The organism is Pseudomonas sp. HS-18 (assembly GCF_020401845.1).
In the GTDB taxonomy this organism is placed as follows: domain Bacteria; phylum Pseudomonadota; class Gammaproteobacteria; order Pseudomonadales; family Pseudomonadaceae; genus Pseudomonas; species Pseudomonas nitroreducens.
Genome location: NZ_CP084413.1, coordinates 722,052 through 744,451 on the forward strand (window position 1 = coordinate 722,052; position 22,400 = coordinate 744,451).

The 22,400-nt window shown below is 68.0% G+C and carries 18 protein-coding genes and 3 riboswitches; of the genes, 9 read left to right on the top strand and 9 right to left on the bottom strand.

Features of this window, described 5'->3' with window-relative positions; genetic code table 11:
• Positions 1–109: 109 nt before the first annotated feature.
• From cobJ to cobG, 4 genes are read right to left on the bottom strand one after another with little or no spacing between them, the layout of a single operon-like run.
• On the bottom strand, positions 110–1,759 hold the full coding sequence (gene cobJ, locus LDJ84_RS03455) for a precorrin-3B C(17)-methyltransferase (protein WP_226045898.1): 1,650 nt from the start codon (positions 1,757–1,759) through the stop codon (positions 110–112).
• Positions 1,759–2,499 carry a precorrin-2 C(20)-methyltransferase gene (locus LDJ84_RS03460; RefSeq protein WP_226045899.1) on the bottom strand — a complete coding sequence of 247 codons (741 nt, stop codon included), beginning with the start codon at positions 2,497–2,499 and terminating at the stop codon, positions 1,759–1,761. Before LDJ84_RS03460 ends, cobJ begins: the two co-directional genes overlap by 1 nt.
• The gene (locus tag LDJ84_RS03465; RefSeq protein ID WP_037011525.1) at positions 2,499–3,125 is read right to left on the bottom strand and encodes a precorrin-8X methylmutase; all 627 of its coding nucleotides are present in this window, start codon (positions 3,123–3,125) and stop codon (positions 2,499–2,501) included. Before LDJ84_RS03465 ends, LDJ84_RS03460 begins: the two co-directional genes overlap by 1 nt.
• Positions 3,118–4,464 carry a precorrin-3B synthase gene (cobG, locus tag LDJ84_RS03470; RefSeq protein WP_065083716.1) on the bottom strand — a complete coding sequence of 449 codons (1,347 nt, stop codon included), beginning with the start codon at positions 4,462–4,464 and terminating at the stop codon, positions 3,118–3,120. Before cobG ends, LDJ84_RS03465 begins: the two co-directional genes overlap by 8 nt.
• Before the next feature lie 85 nt (positions 4,465–4,549).
• A riboswitch (cobalamin riboswitch) is annotated at positions 4,550–4,790 on the bottom strand.
• 67 nt (positions 4,791–4,857) lie between these two features.
• Between cobG and LDJ84_RS03475 the strand changes: the two genes are divergently transcribed.
• The 4 genes from LDJ84_RS03475 (at position 4,858) to LDJ84_RS03490 (ending at position 8,656) form a co-directional block, all read left to right on the top strand.
• Complete coding sequence (locus LDJ84_RS03475; RefSeq protein WP_038803585.1) at positions 4,858–6,069, top strand: bifunctional cobalt-precorrin-7 (C(5))-methyltransferase/cobalt-precorrin-6B (C(15))-methyltransferase; 1,212 nt, start codon at positions 4,858–4,860, stop codon at positions 6,067–6,069.
• A 2-nt stretch (positions 6,070–6,071) separates the two neighbouring features.
• Positions 6,072–7,169: a cobalt-precorrin-5B (C(1))-methyltransferase gene (locus tag LDJ84_RS03480; protein WP_226045900.1), complete on the top strand. Its 1,098-nt coding sequence runs from the start codon at positions 6,072–6,074 to the stop codon at positions 7,167–7,169.
• Positions 7,166–7,894 carry a cobalt-precorrin-6A reductase gene (locus tag LDJ84_RS03485; protein ID WP_226045901.1) on the top strand — a complete coding sequence of 243 codons (729 nt, stop codon included), beginning with the start codon at positions 7,166–7,168 and terminating at the stop codon, positions 7,892–7,894. Before LDJ84_RS03480 ends, LDJ84_RS03485 begins: the two co-directional genes overlap by 4 nt.
• A gap of 138 nt (positions 7,895–8,032) precedes the next feature.
• On the top strand, positions 8,033–8,656 hold the full coding sequence (locus LDJ84_RS03490) for a glutathione S-transferase family protein (RefSeq protein WP_024767461.1): 624 nt from the start codon (positions 8,033–8,035) through the stop codon (positions 8,654–8,656).
• Positions 8,657–8,743: 87 nt separating this feature from the next.
• Here the strand turns inward: LDJ84_RS03490 and LDJ84_RS03495 are convergent, their stop codons facing one another.
• Both LDJ84_RS03495 and LDJ84_RS03500 read right to left on the bottom strand, forming a co-directional pair.
• Positions 8,744–9,409, bottom strand: coding sequence for a vWA domain-containing protein (locus LDJ84_RS03495; protein ID WP_413247453.1), 666 nt, complete (start codon positions 9,407–9,409; stop codon positions 8,744–8,746).
• The gene (locus LDJ84_RS03500; RefSeq protein ID WP_226045902.1) at positions 9,406–10,413 is read right to left on the bottom strand and encodes an ATP-binding protein; all 1,008 of its coding nucleotides are present in this window, start codon (positions 10,411–10,413) and stop codon (positions 9,406–9,408) included. Before LDJ84_RS03500 ends, LDJ84_RS03495 begins: the two co-directional genes overlap by 4 nt.
• 580 nt (positions 10,414–10,993) lie before the next feature.
• Here LDJ84_RS03500 and LDJ84_RS03505 point away from each other — a divergent pair.
• Entirely contained in the window at positions 10,994–12,091 is a 1,098-nt protein-coding gene (locus tag LDJ84_RS03505) for a 3-deoxy-7-phosphoheptulonate synthase (protein WP_226045903.1), read from the top strand.
• 200 nt (positions 12,092–12,291) lie between these two features.
• On the opposite strand, the gene cobN is transcribed toward LDJ84_RS03505, so the two are convergent.
• Positions 12,292–16,023 carry a cobaltochelatase subunit CobN gene (cobN, locus tag LDJ84_RS03510; RefSeq protein ID WP_226045904.1) on the bottom strand — a complete coding sequence of 1,244 codons (3,732 nt, stop codon included), beginning with the start codon at positions 16,021–16,023 and terminating at the stop codon, positions 12,292–12,294.
• Positions 16,024–16,134: 111 nt separating this feature from the next.
• Positions 16,135–17,187: a cobalamin biosynthesis protein CobW gene (gene cobW / locus LDJ84_RS03515; RefSeq protein ID WP_226045905.1), complete on the bottom strand. Its 1,053-nt coding sequence runs from the start codon at positions 17,185–17,187 to the stop codon at positions 16,135–16,137.
• 233 nt (positions 17,188–17,420) lie between these two features.
• Positions 17,421–17,616, bottom strand: a riboswitch (cobalamin riboswitch).
• Positions 17,617–17,676: 60 nt separating this feature from the next.
• Positions 17,677–17,889, top strand: a riboswitch (cobalamin riboswitch).
• A 106-nt stretch (positions 17,890–17,995) separates the two neighbouring features.
• Here cobW and LDJ84_RS03520 point away from each other — a divergent pair.
• The 4 genes from LDJ84_RS03520 (at position 17,996) to cobM (ending at position 20,221) form a co-directional block, all read left to right on the top strand.
• Positions 17,996–18,181 (top strand): CbtB domain-containing protein, encoded by a 186-nt coding sequence (locus tag LDJ84_RS03520; RefSeq protein ID WP_024764032.1) that lies wholly within the window; start codon positions 17,996–17,998, stop codon positions 18,179–18,181.
• 91 nt (positions 18,182–18,272) lie between these two features.
• The gene (locus LDJ84_RS03525; RefSeq protein ID WP_084357992.1) at positions 18,273–18,992 is read left to right on the top strand and encodes a CbtA family protein; all 720 of its coding nucleotides are present in this window, start codon (positions 18,273–18,275) and stop codon (positions 18,990–18,992) included.
• Between the two features lie 69 nt (positions 18,993–19,061).
• Positions 19,062–19,478: a cobalamin biosynthesis protein gene (locus LDJ84_RS03530; protein ID WP_226045906.1), complete on the top strand. Its 417-nt coding sequence runs from the start codon at positions 19,062–19,064 to the stop codon at positions 19,476–19,478.
• A complete protein-coding gene (gene cobM / locus LDJ84_RS03535) occupies positions 19,475–20,221 on the top strand; it encodes a precorrin-4 C(11)-methyltransferase (protein ID WP_037017171.1) in 747 nt (248 codons plus the stop codon). Before LDJ84_RS03530 ends, cobM begins: the two co-directional genes overlap by 4 nt.
• Before the next feature lie 97 nt (positions 20,222–20,318).
• Here the strand turns inward: cobM and LDJ84_RS03540 are convergent, their stop codons facing one another.
• Positions 20,319–22,109: a hybrid sensor histidine kinase/response regulator gene (locus LDJ84_RS03540; protein ID WP_226045907.1), complete on the bottom strand. Its 1,791-nt coding sequence runs from the start codon at positions 22,107–22,109 to the stop codon at positions 20,319–20,321.
• Between the last annotated feature and the right edge of the window lie 291 nt (positions 22,110–22,400).

Genomic DNA, 22,400 nt, shown 5'->3' on the forward strand with positions numbered 1-22,400 from the left:
CGGTGTTTCCTGTAGGAGCGAGCTTGCTCGCGAACTGCTCGGCACCGGAGCTGCCGGGAAATCTGTTCGCGAGCAAGCTCGCTCCTACAAATAGGCCTCGTGCCTTTCCTCAGCGATACCAGCGCGGCGTGTACACCCAGTCACCACCGCCGGCACGGGAGAAGCGTCGGGTCAGCGACGAGCCGATGATCACCAGGGTGCGCATGTCCACCATCTCCGGCTCGAGCTCGCCCAGGGTGACGACGCGCAGGGCTTCCGCCGGGCGACCGATATCGCGGCCGAGCACCACCAGGGTTTCCGGCGTGCGGTGGCGGCGGACGATGTCCAGCGCGCGCCCCAACTGCCACGGTCGCGCCTTGGAGATCGGATTGTAGAAGGCCATGGCCAGGTCGGCGGCGCCGGCATGGTCGAGGCGCTTCTCGATGGTTTCCCAGGGCTTGAGGTTGTCCGACAGGGAAATCAGACAGAAATCGTGCCCCAGCGGCGCCCCGGCCTTGGCGGCGGCGGCCAGAGCGGCGGATACGCCCGGCAGCACCTCCAGCTCCACGCCATGCCAGTGCGGGTCTTCGCTCTCGTGCAGGGCTTCCATCACGGCGGCGGCCATGGCGAATACGCCGGGGTCGCCAGAGGAAATGACGACAACCCGGCGCCCGCTGGCGGCCAGCTCGAAAGCGTGGCGGGCGCGCTGCATTTCCTCGCGGTTGTCGGTGCAGTGGCGCACCTGGTCCTCGCGCAGCGGCTCGGCCATCTTCACGTAGGTTTCGTAGCCGAGCAGGTCCTGGGCTTCGTCCAGGGCGCGGCGCACGGCGGGGATCATGAAGTCGCTGGCGCCGGGGCCGAGGCCGATCACGCTGAGCTTGCCGCGTGGCTGGCCGATGCCGTGGGCTTCGACCGGCGTCGCGGCGCGGTGCAGGTGGAAGGAGTCGCCGTGCAGCACGGGCGGCGGCAGCTCGCTGTCGTTGCCGATGAAGCGCAGCGGCACGCCCAGCTCGCTGGCGGCCTCTGCCAGGGCCGGATCGGCCATGCGGCAGCGCGGGGCGATGACCGCCGCCAGCGATGCCTTTGCCAATCCGGCTTGCGCCAGGCCCTGGTGGATGCGCTCAGGCAGATGCGAATCCACCAGCGTGACATGAGCCAGCACGACGCGCGGGTGGATGCGCAGTTCGTTGTGTGCGATGCCAGCGGCGCCCGCATCGATGCGCAAGGTATGCGCGGCGTCTTCGGCCAGCGGCAGGTCCAGCTTGTCCAGCCAGGGAGCGTCGCCTTCGATGCGCAGCGTGTCGCCGCCCAGCAGGTCGGAGACGAAGCGTTTGCCCTGTTCGATGTCCGCCAGCGCGTAGCCCTGCGGCGGATCGAGCAGGCAGGCGCCGAATCGCAGCTCGCCGCTGGTGGTGATGGCTGGCGCCACTTCCAGTGCGGTGGCGATTTCGCGGGCGATGCGATTCACCCCGCCGAGCCCGCCGAGCAGCGGCACCACGGCGCTGCCGTCTTCAGCGACGGACAGCACCGGCGGTTCGGCGCCCTTCTCCACGAGCAGCGGGGCAAGGGTACGGATGACGATGCCGGCAGCGCACAGGGCGATGATCGGGGTGTCGTCGCGGTAGAGCTGGCGCAGGGTATCGCCGAAGTTCGCGTAGGACTCGTCGGCGCCTTCAACTCGGTCCTTCAGGCCCATCACGCGCGCCTGTGGATAAACCTTCTGCAGGCGCCGGGCAGTGGCCAGTGCGCCCTGGCCGAGAATGACGATAGCGGTGCGCATCAGCCGTTCCACCGCTGGCCGGGGATGACGATCATCGAGAAGTAGGGCGACGCCATCGGGTCCACGGCATCCAGCGCGACGATGCGCTGCTCGCGCATGGTCGCGCGTTCGACGTAGTGCGCGCCGCCGTCGCGGCCCAGCTCGCGCAGCACGCGGCGGACCTTGTCGAAATTGCGGCCGAGCTTCATCACCACGGCCGCGTCCGCGTCGGCCAGGCGCCGCTTGAGTTCGTCTTCCGGCAACACGCCGGAGAGCACCGAGAGGCTCTGGTTGCGGTACACCAGTGGCACGCCGAGCACGGCCGCACTGCCGAGCATCGAGCAGACGCCGGGTACGACTTCGGTGTCATACCGATCCGAAAGGCGGTCGTGCAGGTACATGTACGAGCCGTAGAAAAAGGGATCGCCCTCGCAGATCACCGCGACGTCACGGCCGGCGTCCAGATGCTCGGCCACCTGGGCGGCAGCGGTGTCGTAGAAGTCGCTGATCACGCCTTCGTAGGTCAGCGGCGGTTCGAGCTTTTCGGTGGTCACCGGGTACACCAGCGGCAGACGCTGCTGAGTTTCCAGCAGGTGCTCCTCGATGATGGCGAAGGCATTGCCGCCCTGGCCTGCGTGGTGCTTGGCCTTGGCCACGAAGTAGCCGATCACCGGGGACGCGCGCAGCAGGCGCAGCGCCTTGAGGGTCAGCAGTTCCGGGTCGCCCGGGCCGACGCCCAGGCCGATCAGGCGGCCGGCCATCACTCCACCTCCGTGGCGAGTGCGTTCACCGCCGCGGCCGCCATCGCGCTGCCGCCACGACGACCGCGGACGATCACGTAGGGTACGCCACGGCTGTCGGCGGCCAGTGCATCCTTGGACTCCATGGCGCCGACGAAGCCCACCGGGAAGCCGAGGATCAGTGCCGGTTTCGGTGCGCCGGCGTCGAGCATTTCCAGCAGGTAGAAGAGGGCGGTCGGCGCGTTGCCGATCACCACCACGGCGCCTTCGAGGTGCTCGCGCCAGTGCTCCAGGGCCACCGCCGAGCGGGTGTTGCCCAGCTCGCGGGCGAGCGTCGGGACGTTCGGATCGTTGAGGGTGCAGATCACCTCGTTGTGTGCCGACAGGCGCGCGCGGGTGATGCCCTCGGCGACCATCCGCGCATCGCAGAGGATCGGCGCGCCCGCGGCCAGCGCCGCGCGGCCGATGGCACCGGCGCCTGCGGAGAAGCGCAGGTCCTGCACCACGTCGACCATGCCGCAGGCGTGGATCACGCGCACGGCCAGTTTCTCCAGGTCGGCCGGGATGCCGGTGAGGTCGGCTTCGGCGCGGATGGTGGCGAAGGATTGGCGATAGATCGCCTGGCCGTCGCGAATGTAATCAAGCATCGATGGAGTCTCCAGGTGCGGCCAGCAGGTCGCCGGCGGCATCGAGGGAAAGGTTGCGCGCCAGCGGCTGGCCGAAGCCGGCCACGCCATCGGCGCGACGGAACAGGTCATAGCGGCCGTCGGCGACGGCCAGCAGGGTGTAGGGGGCGACGTGGGCGGCGGCGCAGGAGCGTGGGCAGCCGCACAGATGCACGCCGGCTGGTGGCGCGTGGCGCAGGCGTTCGGCGAGGCGCAAGGCATCGGCCTTGGTATCGGCCAGCCCGCGCGCACAGCCGCTGGAGCCACTGCACGCGACGATGCGCGACAGCGGCTGCGCAGCGTCGATCACCAGGCCGAGGCCGCCCAGTGCGCCGAGTGCAACGGCGGCATCCACCTGGGCCACCTCCGGCAGGATCAGGCTTTGCCAGGGTGTCAGCCGCAGCTGCCCGCCACTGAAGCGCTCGGCGAGATCGGCGAGGCCGAACAGTGTGGCGCTGTCGAGGCGGCCGAGGACGAATCCCGCGCCGACCATGGTGCTTTCTGGCTGGCGCTGAGGCTGAATCCCGAGATGGCCGAAAGCCTGCGCTGCAGGGCGCCGCCAGTTATCCACAGCGGGTCCGAGTTGCAGCGCAAAGGGCAGGCGTTGCTGCAGGCGCTCCAGCAGCACTTCGTCGCCGAGCATTTCGCGCAGGTGGCGCATGCGCGTCTGGCCGTCGCCGGCGAGGTCGAGGAACAGCTGCAGCAAGGTTTCCACCAGCAGCGGCACCTGCTCGGCACTGACGGCGGCAAGGGCGGGGCGATCCGTCTCGTTGCGTGGCGGACAACCGGCCAGGCCGAAGGCGAACAACGGTGCTGCGTCGTCAGACATCGCCGACAGCCAGAGATCGTTGGGGTGCTCCAGCATTGCCAGGGCTTCGCCCCCGTCGAGCTGGATGCCGAACTTGGGCGACAGGCCATGGAAGCGCGGGGTGCGCTCCAGCAGGTCGAGCAGTTGGCGGGCCAGCGGAGCAGCGTCGAAAGCCGTGGCGGCGTCGAGGCCGAGCGCCGGGCTGACCAGCAGATTGCGCACATCATCCGACGCCAATTCACGCGGGCCGAGACCGGCGCTCAACAATTCATGGCTCAGCGCATTTTCAGCGCCAGCATGCACGCCGCGAATCTGCAGATTGGCGCGGTTGGTCGCTTCCAGCACGCCATCGGCATGGCGCTCGGCGGCCTGGGCAATGGCTCGCGCAGCGTGGGCGTCGAGCTGCCCACAGGGCAGCTTGATGCGGCAGATGCCGCCATCGCGGGAGGCCACGATGCGCAGCAGGCCGGGGCAGGCATGCGGGCGGACGGGCAGAGCGGATGTGTCTTGCACTGAGGTCACCAGGGCTGGGTCGCGGTGACCTGCGAATCCCCACAGGGGACTTCACGACACCGATACACCCCGCTCGATGTCTGCACACGCGACTGGTTTCGTCGGCAGGTCTCCTGGCTGGCAGGTCCTCATCCAGCGCGGCCTTCCCGGTTGCCCAGTGGCCTGGCCGGCGGCACGGAACGTTGTCCCGTGGCGCCGCATTGCGCGGACTCGCTGCTTACAGTTGCGGGGGCAGCCACGGCTTAACCGTGTTCCCTCTTCGGCTCCCGGAAACCTCACCGATAGGGGCGAAGCGTCCTACGAGCACCGACGAAGCGGGTATTATGCCTGCTTTGCCCGAAGGCAGGAAAAGCCTGCCCGTCGGATCGATCGTCGCACTCTCGAGGAATTTTCATGACGCCCTGGCTGACCATCGTCGGCATCGGCGAGGACGGTTACGCCGGCCTCGGCAAGGCCGCGCGCCGTGCCCTGCTCGCCGCCAGCGAAGTGATCGGCGCGCCGCGCCAGCTGGAGCTGCTGCCGCACTGCCTGCGCGCCAACCGCCAGGCCTGGCCGAGCCCGTTCAGCCTGGAGCCGGTGCTGCGCCGGCGCGGCGAGCCGACCTGCGTGCTGGCCAGCGGCGACCCGATGTGGTTCGGCGTCGGCGCAAGCCTGGCCCGCCAGGTTCCGGCCGAGGAAATGCGCGTGCTTTGCGCTCCGTCCTCCGCCTCGCTGGCTGCCGCACGGATGGGCTGGGCATTGCAGGACTGCACGTTGCTGTCGCTGGTGGCGCGGCCATTGGCGGCGCTCAATGCGCAGATTCACGACGGTGTGAAGCTGTTGATCCTCAGCAATGACGGCGACAGTCCTGCGGCCGTTGCTGCGCTGTTGCGCGAGCGGGGGTTTGCTGCGAGCCGGCTCAGCGTGCTGGAGCACCTGGGCGGCGACCACGAACGACGCATCGATGGTCTGGCGAATGACTGGTCGCTGGCGCAGGCGGCTGCGCTGAATCTGCTGGCGGTGCAGTGCATCGCCGGTGAACACGCGCAGCGCCTGCCGCTCACTGTCGGCCTGCGCGACGATGACTATCGCCACGACGGTCAGTTGACCAAGCGCGATGTACGCGCCGTGACCCTGGCGCGGCTGGCGCCGAAACCGGGCGAGTTGCTCTGGGATGTCGGCGCCGGTTGCGGCTCCATCGGCATCGAATGGATGCGCGCACATCCGAGCTGCCGCACGCTGGCCATCGAAGCCAACGAAGGGCGCCAGGAGCACATCCGCTTCAATCGCGATGCCCTCGGCGTACCGGCGCTGCAACTGGTCTGCGGCGCCGCGCCGGAAGCACTGCAGGGGCTGGAGCGTCCGGATGCGATCTTCATCGGCGGCGGCGTGACCCTGCCCGGCGTATTCGACCAGTGCTGGGAGCAGCTCAAACCCGGCGGCCGCCTGGTGGCCAATGCCGTCACCCTGCAGAGCGAATCCATGCTGCTGAGCTGGCGCGCGCGCATCGGTGGCGAGCTGACCCGCCTGTCGGTGTCCCAGGCCCAGCCGCTGGGTGGCTTCGACACCTGGCGCGCGGCGCTGCCGATCACTTTGCTGGAAGTCTGGAAGCCGCTGGCCGAGTGAGCATGCGCGAAGAAACCCCGGAGCAGCCACGCCCGCTGCGCAGCGGCTACACCACCGGCAGTTGTGCTACGGCCACCAGCCTCGCGGCAGCACGCCTGCTGCTCACCGGTGAAGCGCTGGATGCCGCGCAGATCGCCCTGCCCAAGGCGCGTTGCGCGACCCTGCGCCTGGAGTTCTGCCGGCTTACTGCTGAAGGTGCCGAAGCCGGCACGCTGAAGGACGCCGGCGACGACCCGGACGTGACCCATGGCGCGCTGGTATTTGCCCGTGTCGTGCTGAGCGATGAGCCGGGTGTGCGTTTTCATGCCGGGGACGGTGTCGGCACGGTGACCAAACCCGGGCTGGTACTGCCGGTGGGCGAGCCGGCGATCAACCCGGTGCCGCGTCAGATGATGCGTGACAACCTCGCCGCGCTGGCGGCCGAGTGTGGCTATGCCGGCGGCTTCGAGGTGACGATCCATATCGAGGGCGGCGCCGAGCTGGCGCAGAAGACCATGAACCCGCGCCTGGGCATTCTCGGCGGCTTGTCGATTCTCGGCACCACCGGCATCGTCCGGCCGTTCTCCTGCTCGGCCTACATCGCCTCGATCCAGCAGGGTATCGACGTCGCCCGCGCCAACGGCTTCCGCCATCTTGCCGCCTGCACCGGCAACGCCAGCGAGGACGCCATGCGCCGCCGCTACGGTTTCGACGACACCGCGCTGATCGAGATGGGCGACTTCGCCGGCGCCGCGCTCAAGCACCTGCGCAAGGTGCCGGTGGAGCGCTTCAGCGTCTGCGGCGGCTTCGGCAAGATCAGCAAGCTCGCCGCCGGCCACATGGACCTGCACAGCCGCCACTCCAGCATCGACCTGCCGCAACTGGCCGAGTGGGGCGCCGGGATCTGGGCTTCGGCAGACCTGCAGCAACGCATGCGCGAGGCCAACACCAGCCAGCAGGCGCTGGCGCTGTGCCGTGCCGAGGGCATCGCCCTGGGCGATGCGGTGTGCGCCCGCGCGCTGGCCTTCGCCCGGCGTATCGTGCCCCTTGAAGTAACGCTGGAAGTCTTCGCCATCGACCGCCAGGGCAACCTGGTGGGCGAGGCGCTGGAGGTGCGATGAAACGGGTGCTGCTGCTGGGCGGAATCGGTGAGGCGCTGGCTATCGCGCGACGGCTGGGCCCGCAGCATCTCTACAGCCTGGCCGGCCTCGGCAAGGTGCCGGACGACCTCACCTGCGAAGTGCGCGTGGGTGGCTACGGTGGCGCCGAAGGCCTGGCCGGATTCATCCGCGAACAGGGCTTCGACCTCCTGCTCGATGCGACCCATCCCTATGCTGCGCAGATCAGCGCCAACGCCGCCCGTGCTGCGGGGCTGGCCGGTGTGCCGTGCTGGGCGCTGCGGCGGCCCGGCTGGCAGTCGGGTGCTGGCGATGATTGGCGCGAGGTCGCCGATTGGCCTGGGTTGATCAGCGCACTGAAGGATTTTCGCCGTCCGCTGTTCACCCTGGGGCGTGAGCCGCTGGAGCACCTCGATGAAATTCCCGCCCACCAGCACTGGACGGTGCGCTGTCTGCAAAACCTCCCAGGTAATCCGCGCGCCGAAGTACTGGGCGCCCGCGGGCCGTTCACCCTGGAGGGCGAGCGCGAGCTATTCGCGCGGTTGGGTACCGACGTGCTGATCAGCAAGAACAGCGGCAGCCAGGCCACCGAGCCGAAGCTGCAAGTCGCTCGCGAGCGGGGCGTGCCGGTACTGATTCTGGCGCGCCCGGCGTTGCCGCTCGTGGCGCGGGAGTTCGACAGCGTTGAGTCGCTGTGGGCGGCGCTGGAACGCCTGCTGGCGGAATGAGGGAACGCATCGAACGAGGAGCGTTCACAGCGTCGTCATGGTTCGCGAGCAGGCTCGCTCCTGCAGAACCGTCATGAAGCTTCTCCGGTGGCCGGCGCACCTCTATGCTGGGCCTCGGTTTTCACAGGGAGTGACACCATGCTGCGAATTCTCGGCCGCGCTTCATCGATCAATGTGCGCAAGGTGCTCTGGACCTGCGCCGAACTGAACCTGCCGTACGAACGGGAGGACTGGGGCTCGGGCTTTCGCTCCACGGCTTCGGCTGAGTTCATCGCACTCAACCCCAATGCCATGGTGCCGGTGCTTGTCGACGGCGACTTCGTGCTCTGGGAGTCCAACGCCATCTGCAGCTATCTCGCCAGCCAGTATCCGCTCGATGAACTGCTGCCCAACTCGCCCCGCGAGCGCGCGCTGGTGGAGCAATGGATGGGGTGGCAGGCCACCGAACTGAACAATGCCTGGCGCTATGTATTCATGGCCCGTGTGCGCAACAGCCCCAGCCATACCGACGAATCCGCCATCGCCCTGAGCGAGGCGCAGTGGAACCATTGCATGTCCCTGCTGGACCGGCAACTGGAGCGCACCGGTGCCTTCGTCACCGGCGCCTGCTTCAGCCTTGCCGACGTCGTCCTTGGCCTGTCGGTGAACCGCTGGTACCTGACGCCCATGCAGCGCCCGGAACTGCCCGCAGTTGCCGCCTACTACGAGCGGCTGAGCGAGCGGCCGGGGTTCCTGTTGCATGGGCGCAATGGGGAACCTTGAGATCAGCGGAAAATCGGTGCCAGGGGACGACCCTCACCCTAGCCCTCTCCCTCTGGAAGAGGGCTGGGGTGAGGGGCTCTCGGTAGCTCACGCAGGGAGTTCACCAATAGGCCGATACTCCGCGCCCAGCTCCTGCGCCAGTATTTCTGCGCGACCAAGTCGCACCGCGCCACCCTCGATATCCACCAGCACAGTCGGACAGCTCATCGGCTGCAGCGCCGGCCAGTCGCGCAATCGGCCATCGGTCAGCACCAACAGGCGCTGATGTTCACCCGGCTTCTGTCTCTGGCGCTTGTCCAGCCATTCGCGGGCTTGCTCAAGCGCTTCGATCAGCGGGGTGCCGCCGCCGGCTCCAAGTTGCTCCAGCCACACCTGAAGCTGACTCGATGCCTTCTGGCCCTGCCACAACCAGCGCGGCTGTGCGCCGGTGGCATGCAGCACGGCGAGACGCGCGCGTTGGCGATAGGCCTGTTCGAAGGTGTCGGCGAGCAACCCCTTGGCCTGGGCGAGGGCGCCGTGGCGACGGGTGCTGGCTGAGGCGTCGACTATCACCAGCCAGAGTTCGCTGGGCTTGCGGCTGCGGGCGCGCAGCACCAGGTCGGCGCGGCGTTGCGGGCGGCCATTGCGCAGGGTCGCGGGCCAGTCGATGCGGCCGTGCGCGCCCGGCTGACGGGCGCCGCCGCGGCCGCCCGCAAGTTGGCCGGGTCGGGGGTTGGCATCCGCGCCTGGGGCCTGGCGCGGGCGGATGCTCAGGGCTTTTTTGGCCAGCCCGGCAACTGTCGGCGCTCGCCCATCGTGACGTTCTGGGCGGGGAGTTCACCCCATTGGCCTTCGCCGTTGGAGGCGTTGGACGTTGCTTGCGCCTGCCTGGACGAAGGTTGCTGCGGCGTTGCCGATTGCGCTGGTGCAGGGCGGCGACGATGGGCGAGGGCGAAGTGTTCCACCGCCTCGATGTCCTGCGCCTCGATGGCGTTGGCGCCGCGCCAGGCGGCGTGGGCACGGGCTGCGCGCAACCAGACCAGATCGGCGCGCAGGCCATCGACGCCAGCGGAGTGGCAGCGCTCGGCGATCTCGTTCAATGCAGCATCATCCAGCGCAATCGCGGCAAGGCCTTGCCGGGCATCGACACAGCGCTGTTGCAGCGCTTGCTGTGCGCCTTGCCACTGAATGAGGAAGGCCTGCGGATCGGCATCGAAGGCCAGCCGGCGGCGAACGATCTCGGCGCGCTCGGTCGGCGCCGGGGTGCCGTGCAGTTGTACCTTGAGGCCGAAGCGATCCAGCAGTTGCGGGCGCAACTCGCCTTCCTCGGGGTTCATGGTGCCGATCAGCACGAAGCGCGCCGGGTGACTATGGGACAGGCCGTCGCGCTCGATCAGGTTGACCCCGCTGGCGGCCACGTCGAGCAGCAGGTCGACGAGGTGGTCGGGCAGCAGGTTCACTTCATCCACATAGAGCACGCCGCCGTGGGCGTGGGCCAGCACGCCAGGGGAGAACTGCGCGCGACCTTCGCCCAGCGCCGCGTCCAGGTCGAGGGTGCCGACAATGCGTTCCTCGCTGGCGCCCAGCGGCAGGGTGACGAAGCGCCCGCCGTCCAGCAGATCGGCGACGCCGCGCGCCAGGGTGGACTTGGCCATCCCGCGTGGCCCTTCGATCAGCACGCCACCGATGGCGGGGTCGATGGCTGCCAGGCACAGGGCCAGCTTCAGCTCATCGGCGCCGACGACGGCGGCCAGGGGGAAGTGGGGAAGGGCGCTCATGGGGGATTCCTGCGGATTTCGTCCGTGCATGGTAGCGAACCGGGCGTAGGAGGTGCGACCAATGTCCATCAGAACGATAGAGCCAAGTCATTGATCGGCACGCCGCGATGCAGTAACTTGGCGCTACTTCCACGGAGAACATTATGCCGTCCAGCTTGCCCGTCCAGTCCCTCGCCCGCCTCGGTGCCATTGGCTCCGTGGTTGCTCGCGCGCAGGTCCTGGCCGCTGCTGCCGGTTATTTCTTCTATGGGTATTGGTTTAGCCAAAGGCGCGCCTGATACCCCACAGGCGCCCTAGCAAGCAGGGTCGCCAACCAGACAGTTTCCCAAAACCCCGGTCGGCAACCCGACCGGGGTTTTTGTTTTTCAAAGCCCACAAGGCCCAACGCATTGAAACGAGCGAAAACGCTCAGACAGAGGATCGAGACATGACCGCCTACACCACCGACTACCGCTATTACCGCAACTCCGACTGGCGATTTAGCAGCGCGCTGCGTGCCACCCAACGAGCCTTGCCACGAACACTTAGATAGAGCGCCGAGCGCGGAACGACCACCGCGCCGGCCAAGGATGCCAGTCAGATGAACGCTTCCACCTCCACCCTGATCCGCCAAGCACACGCAGCCACCGCCGAAGTCCTCGACCTGCCGCTGCCCTCCGCTCGCCGCCGCGAACAGCCGCTGCCGAGCCCCGCCGAACTGCGCCAGCACCTGCCGCTGTCCGCCGCCATGGCCCACCGTGTCCGCGAAGGCCGCGACGCGATCCGCGCCGTACTCGATGGCCGCGACCCACGCCTGCTGGTAGTGATCGGCCCGTGCTCGCTGCACGACCCTGTCTCCGCCCTCGAATACGCCGACCGCCTCGCCGAACTCGCCCCGCAAGTGAGCGACCAGTTGCTGCTGGTGATGCGCGCCTACGTCGAGAAACCGCGCACCACCATCGGCTGGAAAGGCCTGGTCTACGACCCGCAGCTGGACGGCAGCGGCGACATGGCCGGCGGCCTGGAACTGTCGCGCCGGCTGATGCTGGGCATGCTCGAACGCGGCCTGCCGGTCGCCACCGAACTGCTGCAACCGCTGGTGGCCGGCTACTTCGACGACCTGCTGGGCTGGGCCGCCATTGGCGCGCGCACCAGCGAATCGCAGGTGCACCGCGAGATGGTCAGTGGTCTCGATCTGCCGGTGGGCTTCAAGAACGGCACCGACGGCAGCATCGGCATCGCCACCGACGCCATGCGTTCGGCCGCGCACCCGCACCAGCACTTCGGCATCGATGCGCTGGGCCGGCCTTCGCTGGTACAGACCCAGGGCAACCCGGACACCCATCTGGTCCTGCGCGGCGGCCACGCCGGGCCGAACTTCGATGCGGCCAGCGTGCAGCAGATCCGCCAGGGGCTGGAAAAGCTCGGCCTCGATCCGCGCATCATGGTCGATTGCAGCCACGCCAACAGCGGCAAGGACCCGCTGCGCCAGCCGGCGGTGCTGGACAGCGTGCTTGACCAGCGCCTGGCCGGCGACGGCTCGCTGCGTGGTGTGATGCTGGAGAGTCACCTGTTCGACGGCTGCCAGCCGCTGTCCGGCGAGCTGCGTTACGGCGTGTCGATCACTGATGGCTGCCTGGGCTGGAGCGGCACCGAGGCGTTGTTGCTGAACGCGGCGCAGCGCCTGCGTCGCGGTTGAGGCTTTCCTGCAGGAGCGAGCTTGCTCGCGAACGAGTTTCCCGGCCGCTTCGAAGCTGGGCGGGTTCGCGAGCAAGCTCGCTCCTACAGGTCAATGCGCCACTCCGCACTTGTGTAGGAGGGGACTTCGTCCGCGATGGTATCCGGCGCGCGGCAATCCTATCGCGGACGGAGTCCGTCCCTACGCCAGCTGGGAATCCCTCACTGCTCTTCACTATCCACCAGCAGATTCTCCAGCGTCTCGCGGTACTCCCCCGGCTCTTCCCACAACCCGCGCTGCTGTGCCTCCACCAGGCGCTCGGCGATGTCGCGCAGGGCTTCGGGGTTGTGCTGGCGGATGAACTCGCGGGTGTCGTCGTCCAGCAGGTAGGCGTCGGCCAGCAGGCGGTACTGGTGGTCGTCGACCAGTTCGCTGGTGGCGTCGAAGGCGAACAGGTAGTCCACCGTCGCGGCCAGTTCGAAGGCGCCCTTGTAGCCGTGGCGCTTCATCCCGGCGATCCATTTCGGGTTCACCGCCCGGGAACGCACCACGCGGCCGAGTTCTTCCTTGAGGGTACGGATGCGCGGGTTGTCCGGCTGGCTGTGGTCGCCGTGGTAGCTGGAAAGTGATTGCCCCTGGATGACCTCGGCGGCGGCGAGCATGCCGCCCTGGAACTGGTAGTAATCGTTGGAATCGAGGATGTCGTGCTCGCGGTTGTCCTGATTGTGCAGCACCGCCTGCAGGCCGGACAGGCGCTGGGCGAAGCGCTCGCGTGCCGGGGTGCCGTCGTCGCCGGCTCCGTAGGCGTAGCCGCCCCAATTCAGGTAGGCCTCGGCGAGGTCGGCGCGGCTGTCCCACTGGCGCGACTCGATCACGCCCTGCACGCCGGCACCGTACGCGCCGGGTTGCGCACCGAAGATGCGCCAGCCGGCCTGGCGGCGGGCTTCGTCGCTTTCCAGGCCCTCGCTCAGCAGGCGTGCCTGATCGGCACGCACACGGGCGGCCAGCGGGTTCAGGTCGTCCGGCTCGTCCAGCGCGGCGACCGCCTGCACGGCGGCGTCGAACAGGCGGATCAGGTTGGCGAAGGCATCGCGGAAGAAGCCGGATACCCGCAGCGTCACGTCCACCCGTGGGCGGTCGAGCAGGCTGATCGGCAGGATCTCGAAATCCTCCACGCGCTGGCTGCCGGCCTGCCACACCGGGCGCACGCCGAGCAGCGCGAGCGCCTGGGCGATATCGTCGCCGCCGGTGCGCATGGTCGCCGTGCCCCACACCGACAGGCCGAGCTGGCGCAGGTGGTCGCCGTGGTCCTGCAGGTGGCGTTCGAGCAGGCGGCTGGCCGACTGGAAGCCGAGGCGGAAGGCGGTGGGCGTGGGCAGGTTGCGCACGTCCACGGTGAAGAAGTTGCGCCCGGTGGGCAGCACGTCGACCCGCCCACGGCTGGGCGCGCCGCTGGGGCCGGGCGGGACGAAGCGGCCGGCAAGGCCGGCGAGCAGATGGCCGATCTCGCTGGCGCCGCAGGCGTCGAGGGTTGGCGCGATCTGCTGGTGCAGTTGCGCGAGGACCGCCGTGCTCGAGCTTCCGGGAGCGCTGGCGGAACCATCGATCAGGCGCAGGGCGAACAGCTCCAGGCGCTCGCGGGTGTCGCCGTTGCTGCGCCAGGGTTCGTCGCTGACGGCGGTCAGCACATCAGGGCGCGGACCTTCCCACGGCTCGGCGAAAGCTTCGTCCAGCGGATCGCGGCCAAGCTTCAGGTCTTCGCTCAGCGCCCGCAGCAGGCTGGCGTTGCCGCCGCGTCCGTCGCCCCGTGGAATGCGCACCAGCGACAGCAGTGTGTCACGGCGCAGTTCGCCCACCGGCGATTCGCCGAACACATGCAGGCCATCGCGAATCTGTGATTCCTTGAGGTCGCACAGGTAGGCGTCCAACTGCGGCAACCAGCTTTCCGGGTCGTCGCTCAACTGCAAGCCCAGCTCGCGGTCCAGCGCGGTGTCGCGTACCAGCGTGAGGATGTCGCCACGCAGTTCGCTGGCGCGGCGCGGGTCGAGCAGGGAGGCGTCGTAGTACTCGTCGGCCAGGCGTTCGAGGTCGCGCAGGGGGCCGTAGTTTTCCGCTCGGGTCAGCGGCGGCATCAGGTGGTCGATGATCACCGCCTGGGCGCGGCGCTTGGCCTGCGCGCCTTCGCCGGGGTCGTTGACGATGAACGGATAGAGATTGGGCAGCGGGCCGAGGATCGCGTCCGGCCAGCACTCCTCCGAGAGCCCGACGCCCTTGCCGGGCAGCCATTCGAGGTTGCCGTGCTTGCCGACGTGGACCAGCGCGTCGGCGCCGAACACGTCGCGCAGCCAGAAGTAGAAGGCGAGGTAGCCGTGGGGCGGCACCAGTGACGGATCGTGGTAGATCGCTGCTGCGTCGAGCTGGTAGCCGCGCGCCGGCTGGATGCCGACGAAGCCCAGCCCCAAGCGCAGGCCGGCGACCATCATCCGGCCGCTGCGGAACATCGGGTCCTGCTGCGGCTCGCCCCAGCGCTCGCGCACGGCTTGCTGGTTGGCCTCGGGCAGGCGCGCGAAGCAGGCGAGGTAGTCGTCCAGTGCCAGGCTCTGCGCGCAGGGACGCAGGTCGAGGCTGTCCAGGTCGTTGCTGACGCCGCCGAGCAGTTGCTGGATCAGCGCCGTGCCGGAATCGGGCAGGCCGGCGATCGGATAACCCTGGCCCTCCAGCGCACGCAGAATGTTCAGAGCGGCGGCGGGCGTGTCGAGGCCCACGCCATTGCCGATGCGCCCGTCGCGGGTTGGATAGTTGGCCAGGACAAGCGCCACGCGCTTGTCAGCGTTTGCCTTGCGCGCCAGAAGCATCCAGCGCCGCGCCAGTTCGGCGACGAAATCCATGCCCGGCCGGTGCGGCAGGTAGCAGACCACGTCGCTCTGGCTGCGCTCGCTGCGCCAGGCCAGGCCCTTGAAGCTGATCGGCCGGGTGATGAGGCGGCCATCCAGCTCCGGCAGAGCGATGTGCATGGCCAGGTCGCGCGGGCCTAGACCCTGCGGGTTGGCGCGCCAGAGGTCGAGGTTGTCCAGTGAGCAGATGGCTTGCAGCACCGGCACGTCGCGGCGGAACGGCCGGTCGTGCGGCGCTTCCGGGTTCGACTGGGCGAAGCCCGTGGTATTGATGATCAGTTCGGCGTCGGCGCTATCGAGCAGGTTTTCCACCGCTTCCAGGCACGCAGCTTCCTTGAGGCTGGCGACGGCGATGGGTAGCGGATTGATGCCGTGGGCCTGCAGGTGCTCGCAGAAGGTATCGATGAAGCCGGTATTCGCCGCCTGCAGGTGCGTGCGATAGAACAGCAAGGCGGCCACCGGGCACTCCGGGTACCAGTCGGCCTGCCAGCGGGCGAGGTCGCAACTGCCGGTCTGCGGGTGATACAGCGCGACGCGCGGCAGCGTCTGCGGCTCGCTCCACGGGTAGTCGCGTTGCAGATGGCGCGTGGCGAGGCAGGCGAAGAACTGCCGGGCATTGTCCAGGCCGCCCTGGCGCAGGTACTGCCAGAGGCGCTCGGCGTCCTGCGGCGCAACGCTGCAGAGCGCGGCCAATTCGGGGTCGGGCTTGTCGTCGCCGGGTACCGCGATCAGCGTGACGCCGCGTTCGGCCAAGGCCGCCAGTTGCTCCATGCCGTAGCGCCAGTAGCCGACGCCGCCGTGTACCGAGATCAGGATGACCTTCGCGTGCTGCAGCACCACGTCGACGTAGAGGTCCACCGAGGCGTGGTTCTGCAGTTGCATGGGGTTGGCCAGGCGCAGGCTCGGGTAATCCTCCGGCAGCTCGCGGGCGGCCTCGGCGAGCAGCGCCAGGTGCGAATCGCCGCTGCAGAGAATCACCAGCTCGGCGGGCGTCTGGGCCAGGTCGGCGATGCCGTCGTCGGGGACGAAGCCGCCGGGTTGGGTGCGCAGCAGGTGCATGGGCTTGCTCGATAGATTGCTTTTGTAGGACCGAGGGGGACGCCTAGTCCTTGCTCGTGAACCATGCCCCGCTGCGGAGGTTTGTTCGCGAGCAAGCTCGCTTCTACATGATCAAGAGAGGGCGGTCCGCAGCTCGTTGGCGATGGTCGCCTGGTCCAGCTCCTGGCCGATCACCACCAGGCGCGTGCTACGGGTTTCATCGCTGCGCCAGGCGCGGTCGAAGTGCTTGTCGAAGCGCTTGCCGACGCCTTGCACCAGCAGGCGCATGGGCTTGCCGGGGATGGCGACGAAGCCCTTGATGCGCAGCACGGCGTGACGTTCGACCAGTGCGTTCAGTGCATCGAGCAGGGCGCGCTCTTCCACTTCCGGCAGATCGACGTGGAAGGAGTCGAACTCGTCGTGGTCATGATCTTCATGGCCCTCGTGGTCATGATGCGTCGGGCGGCTGTCGATGTGCAGCTCGGCCTCGGCATTCAGCCCGAGCAGGACGGAGAGCGGCAGCTGGCCGGAGTTGGCTTCGACGATCTTCACCGCTGGCGGCAGCTCCTCGGCGACTTCGGCGCGCACACGGGCGAGCGCGTCCGCGTCCAGCAGGTCGGCCTTGTTCAGCACCACCAGGTCGGCGCTGGCCAGCTGATCTTCGAAGAGTTCGTGCAGCGGCGATTCGTGGTCCAGGTTCGGGTCCTGCTTGCGCTGCTCGTCCACCTGCTCGGGATGGGCTGCGAAGGTGCCGGCGGCCACGGCCGGGCTGTCGACCACGGTGATCACCGCGTCAACGGTGCAGGCGTTGCGGATTTCCGGCCACTGGAAGGCTTGCACCAGCGGCTTGGGCAGGGCCAGGCCGGAGGTCTCGATGAGGATCTGGTCGAGGTCGCCACGGCGTGCCACCAGCTCGCGCATCACCGGGAAGAATTCTTCCTGCACGGTGCAGCACAGGCAGCCGTTGGCCAGCTCGAAGACGCGGCCGACCGCTTCTTCTTCGCTGCAACCGATGGAGCACTGCTTGAGGATTTCGCCGTCGATGCCCAGCTCGCCGAATTCGTTGACGATCACCGCGATGCGGCGACCTTCGGCGTTATCCAGCATGTGGCGGAGCAGGGTGGTCTTCCCGGCGCCAAGGAAGCCGGTGACGATGGTGACGGGGAGTTTGGCCAGGGTTTTCATGCGCGCCTCGCAAGCGGAAGTTGAAGGCGGATGAAGGGCGCGCGCGCGGGTTCGCCGCGCAACGAAGGTCGCCACCGGATCACCCCGCCCGGTTGTCTGTTGATAACGAACCGGTTCCAGATCTCGCGAGCCAGGGCCAGGCAAGGCGGAGGATCGCCGGGGACGCGGAGTTGACTGTAGTCAAAGAGCAGTCCACGGCGATCCTCCAACGCAGCATGGTCGACGCGCAGCAAATCGAAAACCAGTTACGAGGCAGGTCTCCTGGCTCACAGCCCTCTGGTATCTCTTCGCCTTCCCGCCCGAATCGGCAGTGGCGCGTGAAGAGACAGGCTGTTCACAGTTGCGGGGGCAGCCGTGGCGCATCCGAAGATTTCCACGTTCCCTCTTAGCTCCGGCCAGTGCCGGAGAACCTCGAAGGGAGGAAGGCTACGCAGCGATGGCGGGGCGGTCAATCGCCGGGGATCGGTTGACGCTTGCGGGGCTTCGTGGTCAGCTAGCGCGGTTTCAGGTGTCTCGCGCCACGCGCGCGAGGTGAAACGGGAAGCCGGTGCGTCCGCAAGGACCAGTCCGGCGCTGCCCCCGCAACGGTAAGCGATCGTAGGGTCATCAGTAGCCACTGTGCTCCGGCATGGGAAGGTTGACCCGCTTGGCCACTGGCTGACATCGCAAGCCCGGAGACCGGCCTGGAAACTTTCGTTTTTTGGCAAACCCGCGGTGGGCGGGCGCAGGCCGTGGCGCGACCGTTCCGGCGCGTTCGAATGCGTTCAACCTCTGCGTTCTCTTACTTTGATCTTCAGAGGGAACGTTCATGTCCAGCAGCACCCTGACGCACGCGTCGAGCACTTCCATCCCCCTTTCCAAGCGCATCAGCCTGGCCGTTGGCGCCAGCCTGCTCGGTGCGCTGCTGGTGTACTTCGCTGGCTTCTCGCACATCGATGCGGTGCACAACGCCGCCCACGATACTCGTCACAGTGCGGGCTTCCCCTGCCATTAATGCCTGCCGTCGCGCCTGGCGCGACGGATTCGAGGCGCTCCAGCACGCTCGCTCACAGTGTTCGAGGCCTCGTCTCGCCTGGAGAATTGCAATGATCAAACGTATCGCCCAGACCGCCGGTTTCGCCGGTCTGATCGCGGCGCTGGTACTCACCGTGGCCCAGCTGCTTTGGGTGTCCCCGCTGATCCTCAAGGCGGAAACCTACGAGAAAGCCGAACCGGCTGCCGCGCTGGTCGAAGAAAACCACGAGCACGCCCATGAACACGCTGCTGGTGCAGTGGCTGCCCACGAGCACGACGCGCAAGCCTGGGAGCCGGAAGACGGCTGGCAGCGCATCCTCTCCACCACGGGCGGCAACCTGGTGGTCGCGGTGGGCTTCGCCCTTATGCTGGCTGGCCTGTTCACCTTGCGTGCGCCTGGCAAGACCTCCGAAGGCCTGCTCTGGGGCCTGGCCGGTTTCGCCGTGTTCACCCTGGCGCCGTCCCTTGGCCTGCCGCCGGAGGTGCCCGGCACCGCCGCCGCCGACCTGACCCTGCGCCAGACCTGGTGGATCGGCACCGCCGCGGCCTCCGCTGGCGGCCTTGCGCTGCTGGTGTTCGGCCGCAACTGGGCGCTGCGTGGCATCGGTATCGCCCTGCTGGTGGTACCGCATGTGATCGGCGCGCCGCAGCCGGAAGTGCATTCCAGCCTCGCGCCGGAAAGCATCGCCCACGAGTTCATCGTCGCCTCGCTGATTACCAACGCGGTGTTCTGGGCGGCCCTGGGCCTTGGCGCCGCCTGGTTGTTCCGTCGCTTCGCACCGTCGGTCTGATCCAGGCGTTATGCTCGACCCCGCAGACGGCCTGGCCGTCTGCGGGGTTTTGTTTTGGGGAGATTGCTGATGACGCTGGTTGCCGGCCTCGGTTGCCGCCGCGGCTGCACGCTCGATGAACTGCGCGCCTTGCTGGCGCAGACGCTGGCCGAGGCCGGTCTCGATGAGTCGAACCTCACCGCGCTGGCCAGCGCCACGCTGAAGGCCGACGAGGAAGGACTGACAGCACTGGCCGCCGCCCTCGACCTGCCGCTGGCGCTGTTCACGCCGCAACAACTGACCGCGTGCGAACCGCGCCTGGACCGGACATCCGAAACGGTCCGCACAGCCATCGGCGCTGCCAGCGTGGCCGAAGCCGCGGCACTGCTGCAGGCCGAAGCCCAGGCCGGTGCGCCGGCGCGACTGCTGGTGGGCAAGCGCCGCAGCGACCAGGCCACTTGCGCGCTGGCCTTCATCCCCGTCGAATCCGAACAGGAGCAGCCATGACGGTCCATTTCATCGGCGCCGGCCCGGGCGACCCCGAACTCATCACGGTCAAGGGCCAGCGGTTGATCCGTTCCTGCCCGGTGATCCTCTACGCCGGCTCGCTGGTACCGCCAGCGGTTTTGGAAGGACACAGCGCCGAGCGCGTGGTGAATACCGCCGAGCTGAACCTGGACGAGATCGTTGCACTGCTGGCGCAGGCCCACGGCGAAGGCAAGGACGTTGCCCGCGTGCACTCCGGCGACCCTTCACTGTACGGCGCCATCGGCGAGCAGATTCGCCACCTGCGTGAACTGGGCATTCCCTACGAGATCGTTCCCGGCGTCACGGCCACTTCTGCCTGTGCGGCGATACTCGGCTGCGAGCTGACCCTGCCGGACATCTCGCAGACGCTGATCCTCACCCGTTACGCCCACAAGACACGCATGCCCGAAGGCGAGTCCCTTGCCGAACTGGCGCAGCACCGCGCGACCCTGGCGATCCATCTCGGTGTGGGGCAGTTGCCGAACATCATCGCTGAGCTGCTGCCGCACTATGGCGCCGATTGCCCCATTGCGGTGATCCACCGCGCCAGCTGGCCGGACCAGGACCAGGTCACCGGTACGCTGGGCGATATTCTGGCAAAGGCCGCGGCAAAGGATTTCAAGCGCACGGCGCTGATCCTGGTGGGCAGGGTGCTGGGGGCGGAAGGCTTCGCCGACTCATCGCTCTATAGCGCAGGGCATGCGCACCTGTATCGCCCGTAGTCGCTCTTCGTCGGAGCGAGCTTGCTCGCGAACGGCCTGACGCTGGCTTCATCGCAAAGGTCTGTTGGTGAGCAGGAGCCAGGCGTCCCCTTCGTTCCTACAGGGGATCGTCCAGAGGCTCCAGTTCACTGCTGAACTGCTCATCGATCATCGCCTTCAGCTGCTCCGCTGCCAGCGGCTTGTGCAGCAGCGGCCAGCCATGGGCGGAAGCCTGGGCGAGCAGCTGTGGGTCGGTGTCGCCGGTGACCAGCACGGCGGCGATCCAGTCGTCTTCGTAGTGCCCGTGCAGGCGGGCGATGGCGTCGATGCCGGTCTGGTGGTCGCGCAGGCGGTAGTCACTGATGATCAGGTCCGGCTTCTGCGCGGCAGCGGTCGGGTCGGCCAGCAGGTCGGCGACGTCGGCGACGATGACATGCCGGTATTCCCAGCTCTGGAACAGCAGGCGCAGGCCTTCGCGGTTCTCCGCATCGTCCTCGATCACGTAGATCAGCTTGTCGCTGCCCACCACCGTGCGCGGCGGCTGGATTTCCGCTTGGCGCGGCTGCACGGCGGTGGCGCGGGGCAGGCTGATCATGAAGGCGCTGCCGTGGCCTTCGCGCGAGTGCAGCGCCAGCGGATGGTCGAGCAACCTGGCGGTGCGCTGGACGATGGCCAGCCCCAGGCCAAGGCCTTTGCTGCGGTCACGCTCGGGGTTGTTGAGCTGGTGGAATTCCCAGAACACCTTCTGCTGCTCGCGCTCGGGAATACCCGGGCCGCTGTCCCAGACTTCCACGCGCACCTGGCGGCCACGGCGGCGCCAGCCGATCAGCACGCCGCCGTGGTCGGTGTAGCGGATGGCGTTTTCCACCAGGTTGCGCAGGATGCGTTCGAACAGCGCCGGGTCCGACTTCACGAACGGTGCGCCGGGGCGTACGCGCAGGTTCAGGCCCTTGTCCGCGGCTTGCACGCTGCATTCCTGCAGGATGCGTTCGAGCAGTTCGGCGAGGGAGAAAACCTGCAGGCTGGGCTGGACGATGCCGGCGTCCAGGCGCGAGATGTTCAGCAGCGCGTCGAACAGCGAGCCCTGCGCGGCGAGCGCGCGGGAAATGTGGTCGACGAGGCTTTCGCTGGCCTCGTTCAGCGGCTGTTTCTTCAGTGCGCCCAGGTACAGGCCCAGCGCGTAGGTCGGCTGGCGCAGGTCGTGGCTGGCGCTGGCGAGGAAGCGGGTCTTGGCCTGGTCGCTGCGTTCGGCGGCCTCTTTCTCGATGCTGAGCTTGCGCAGCAGCTCGCTGTTCTCGAAGCGCAGCAGCAGCGAGTCCACGAGGGTGGCGTGGAAGCGGTAGGCGAAGGCAAAGATGGTGACGGCGTAGACCAGCGCTGCCGCGCCGAGCGTCTTGCTCAGGGCGTCCGGCAGCAGCACCAGCAGGGCGGCGAAAGGCAGGGTGAAGGCCGGTACGATGAACAGGTAGAACAGCGGCAGGACGATGCTGTAGGCATTCATCACGCCGGTGCCCAGGCCCAGCAGGACGACCACCACGTACATCTGCATCGAGGGTGGCAGCACGGTCATCCAGTACGCGGCGGGCAGGCCCCAGAGCAGGCCCGAGAGGCCGGTGGTGATCATCACCTGGATCAGCCAGCTGCGCCGGGGGCCGGCGCCGCTGTCGCGCAGCTGATCGTAGCGCCGCAGCAGCCACAGGCGGGCGCCGCCCAGCAGGGTCTGCGCGGCGAACCAGGCCAGCAGCGACTCCAGCGGCAGCGCGCCGTTGAGCACCCAGGTGGTGAGGCCGGCGACCAGGTAGGCGGCAATGATGGAGAAGGGCGAGTTGCGCCGCAGCACGTCGAACTGTTCGGCGCGGACCCGTTCGGCATAGGGGGAATGGCTGAGGTCGCGCTGCCAGAGATTCATTGTGCCGTCCGTGGAGGGTCAGTGGGCGCTGTCTGTATAGCAACGTCCGCCGGGCAATCCCAGAAAATTCAGGCCAGCCAGTGTTCTCCGCGTGGCAGCATCCCGCGCTGCAGGTACCAACGCACCCCGAGGTGCACGCCGAACGCGGCGCCCACCGTGAGCAAGATCATCAGGCCTTCCGCGTCCATGGCAGCGTCCCTTGTCTGGTTTTCCCGCCTGACAGGGTATTCCTGCGACAACTTGACGCACAGATACAGATCGTTTCCGAATGTGCGGATCAGTCCTGCAGTC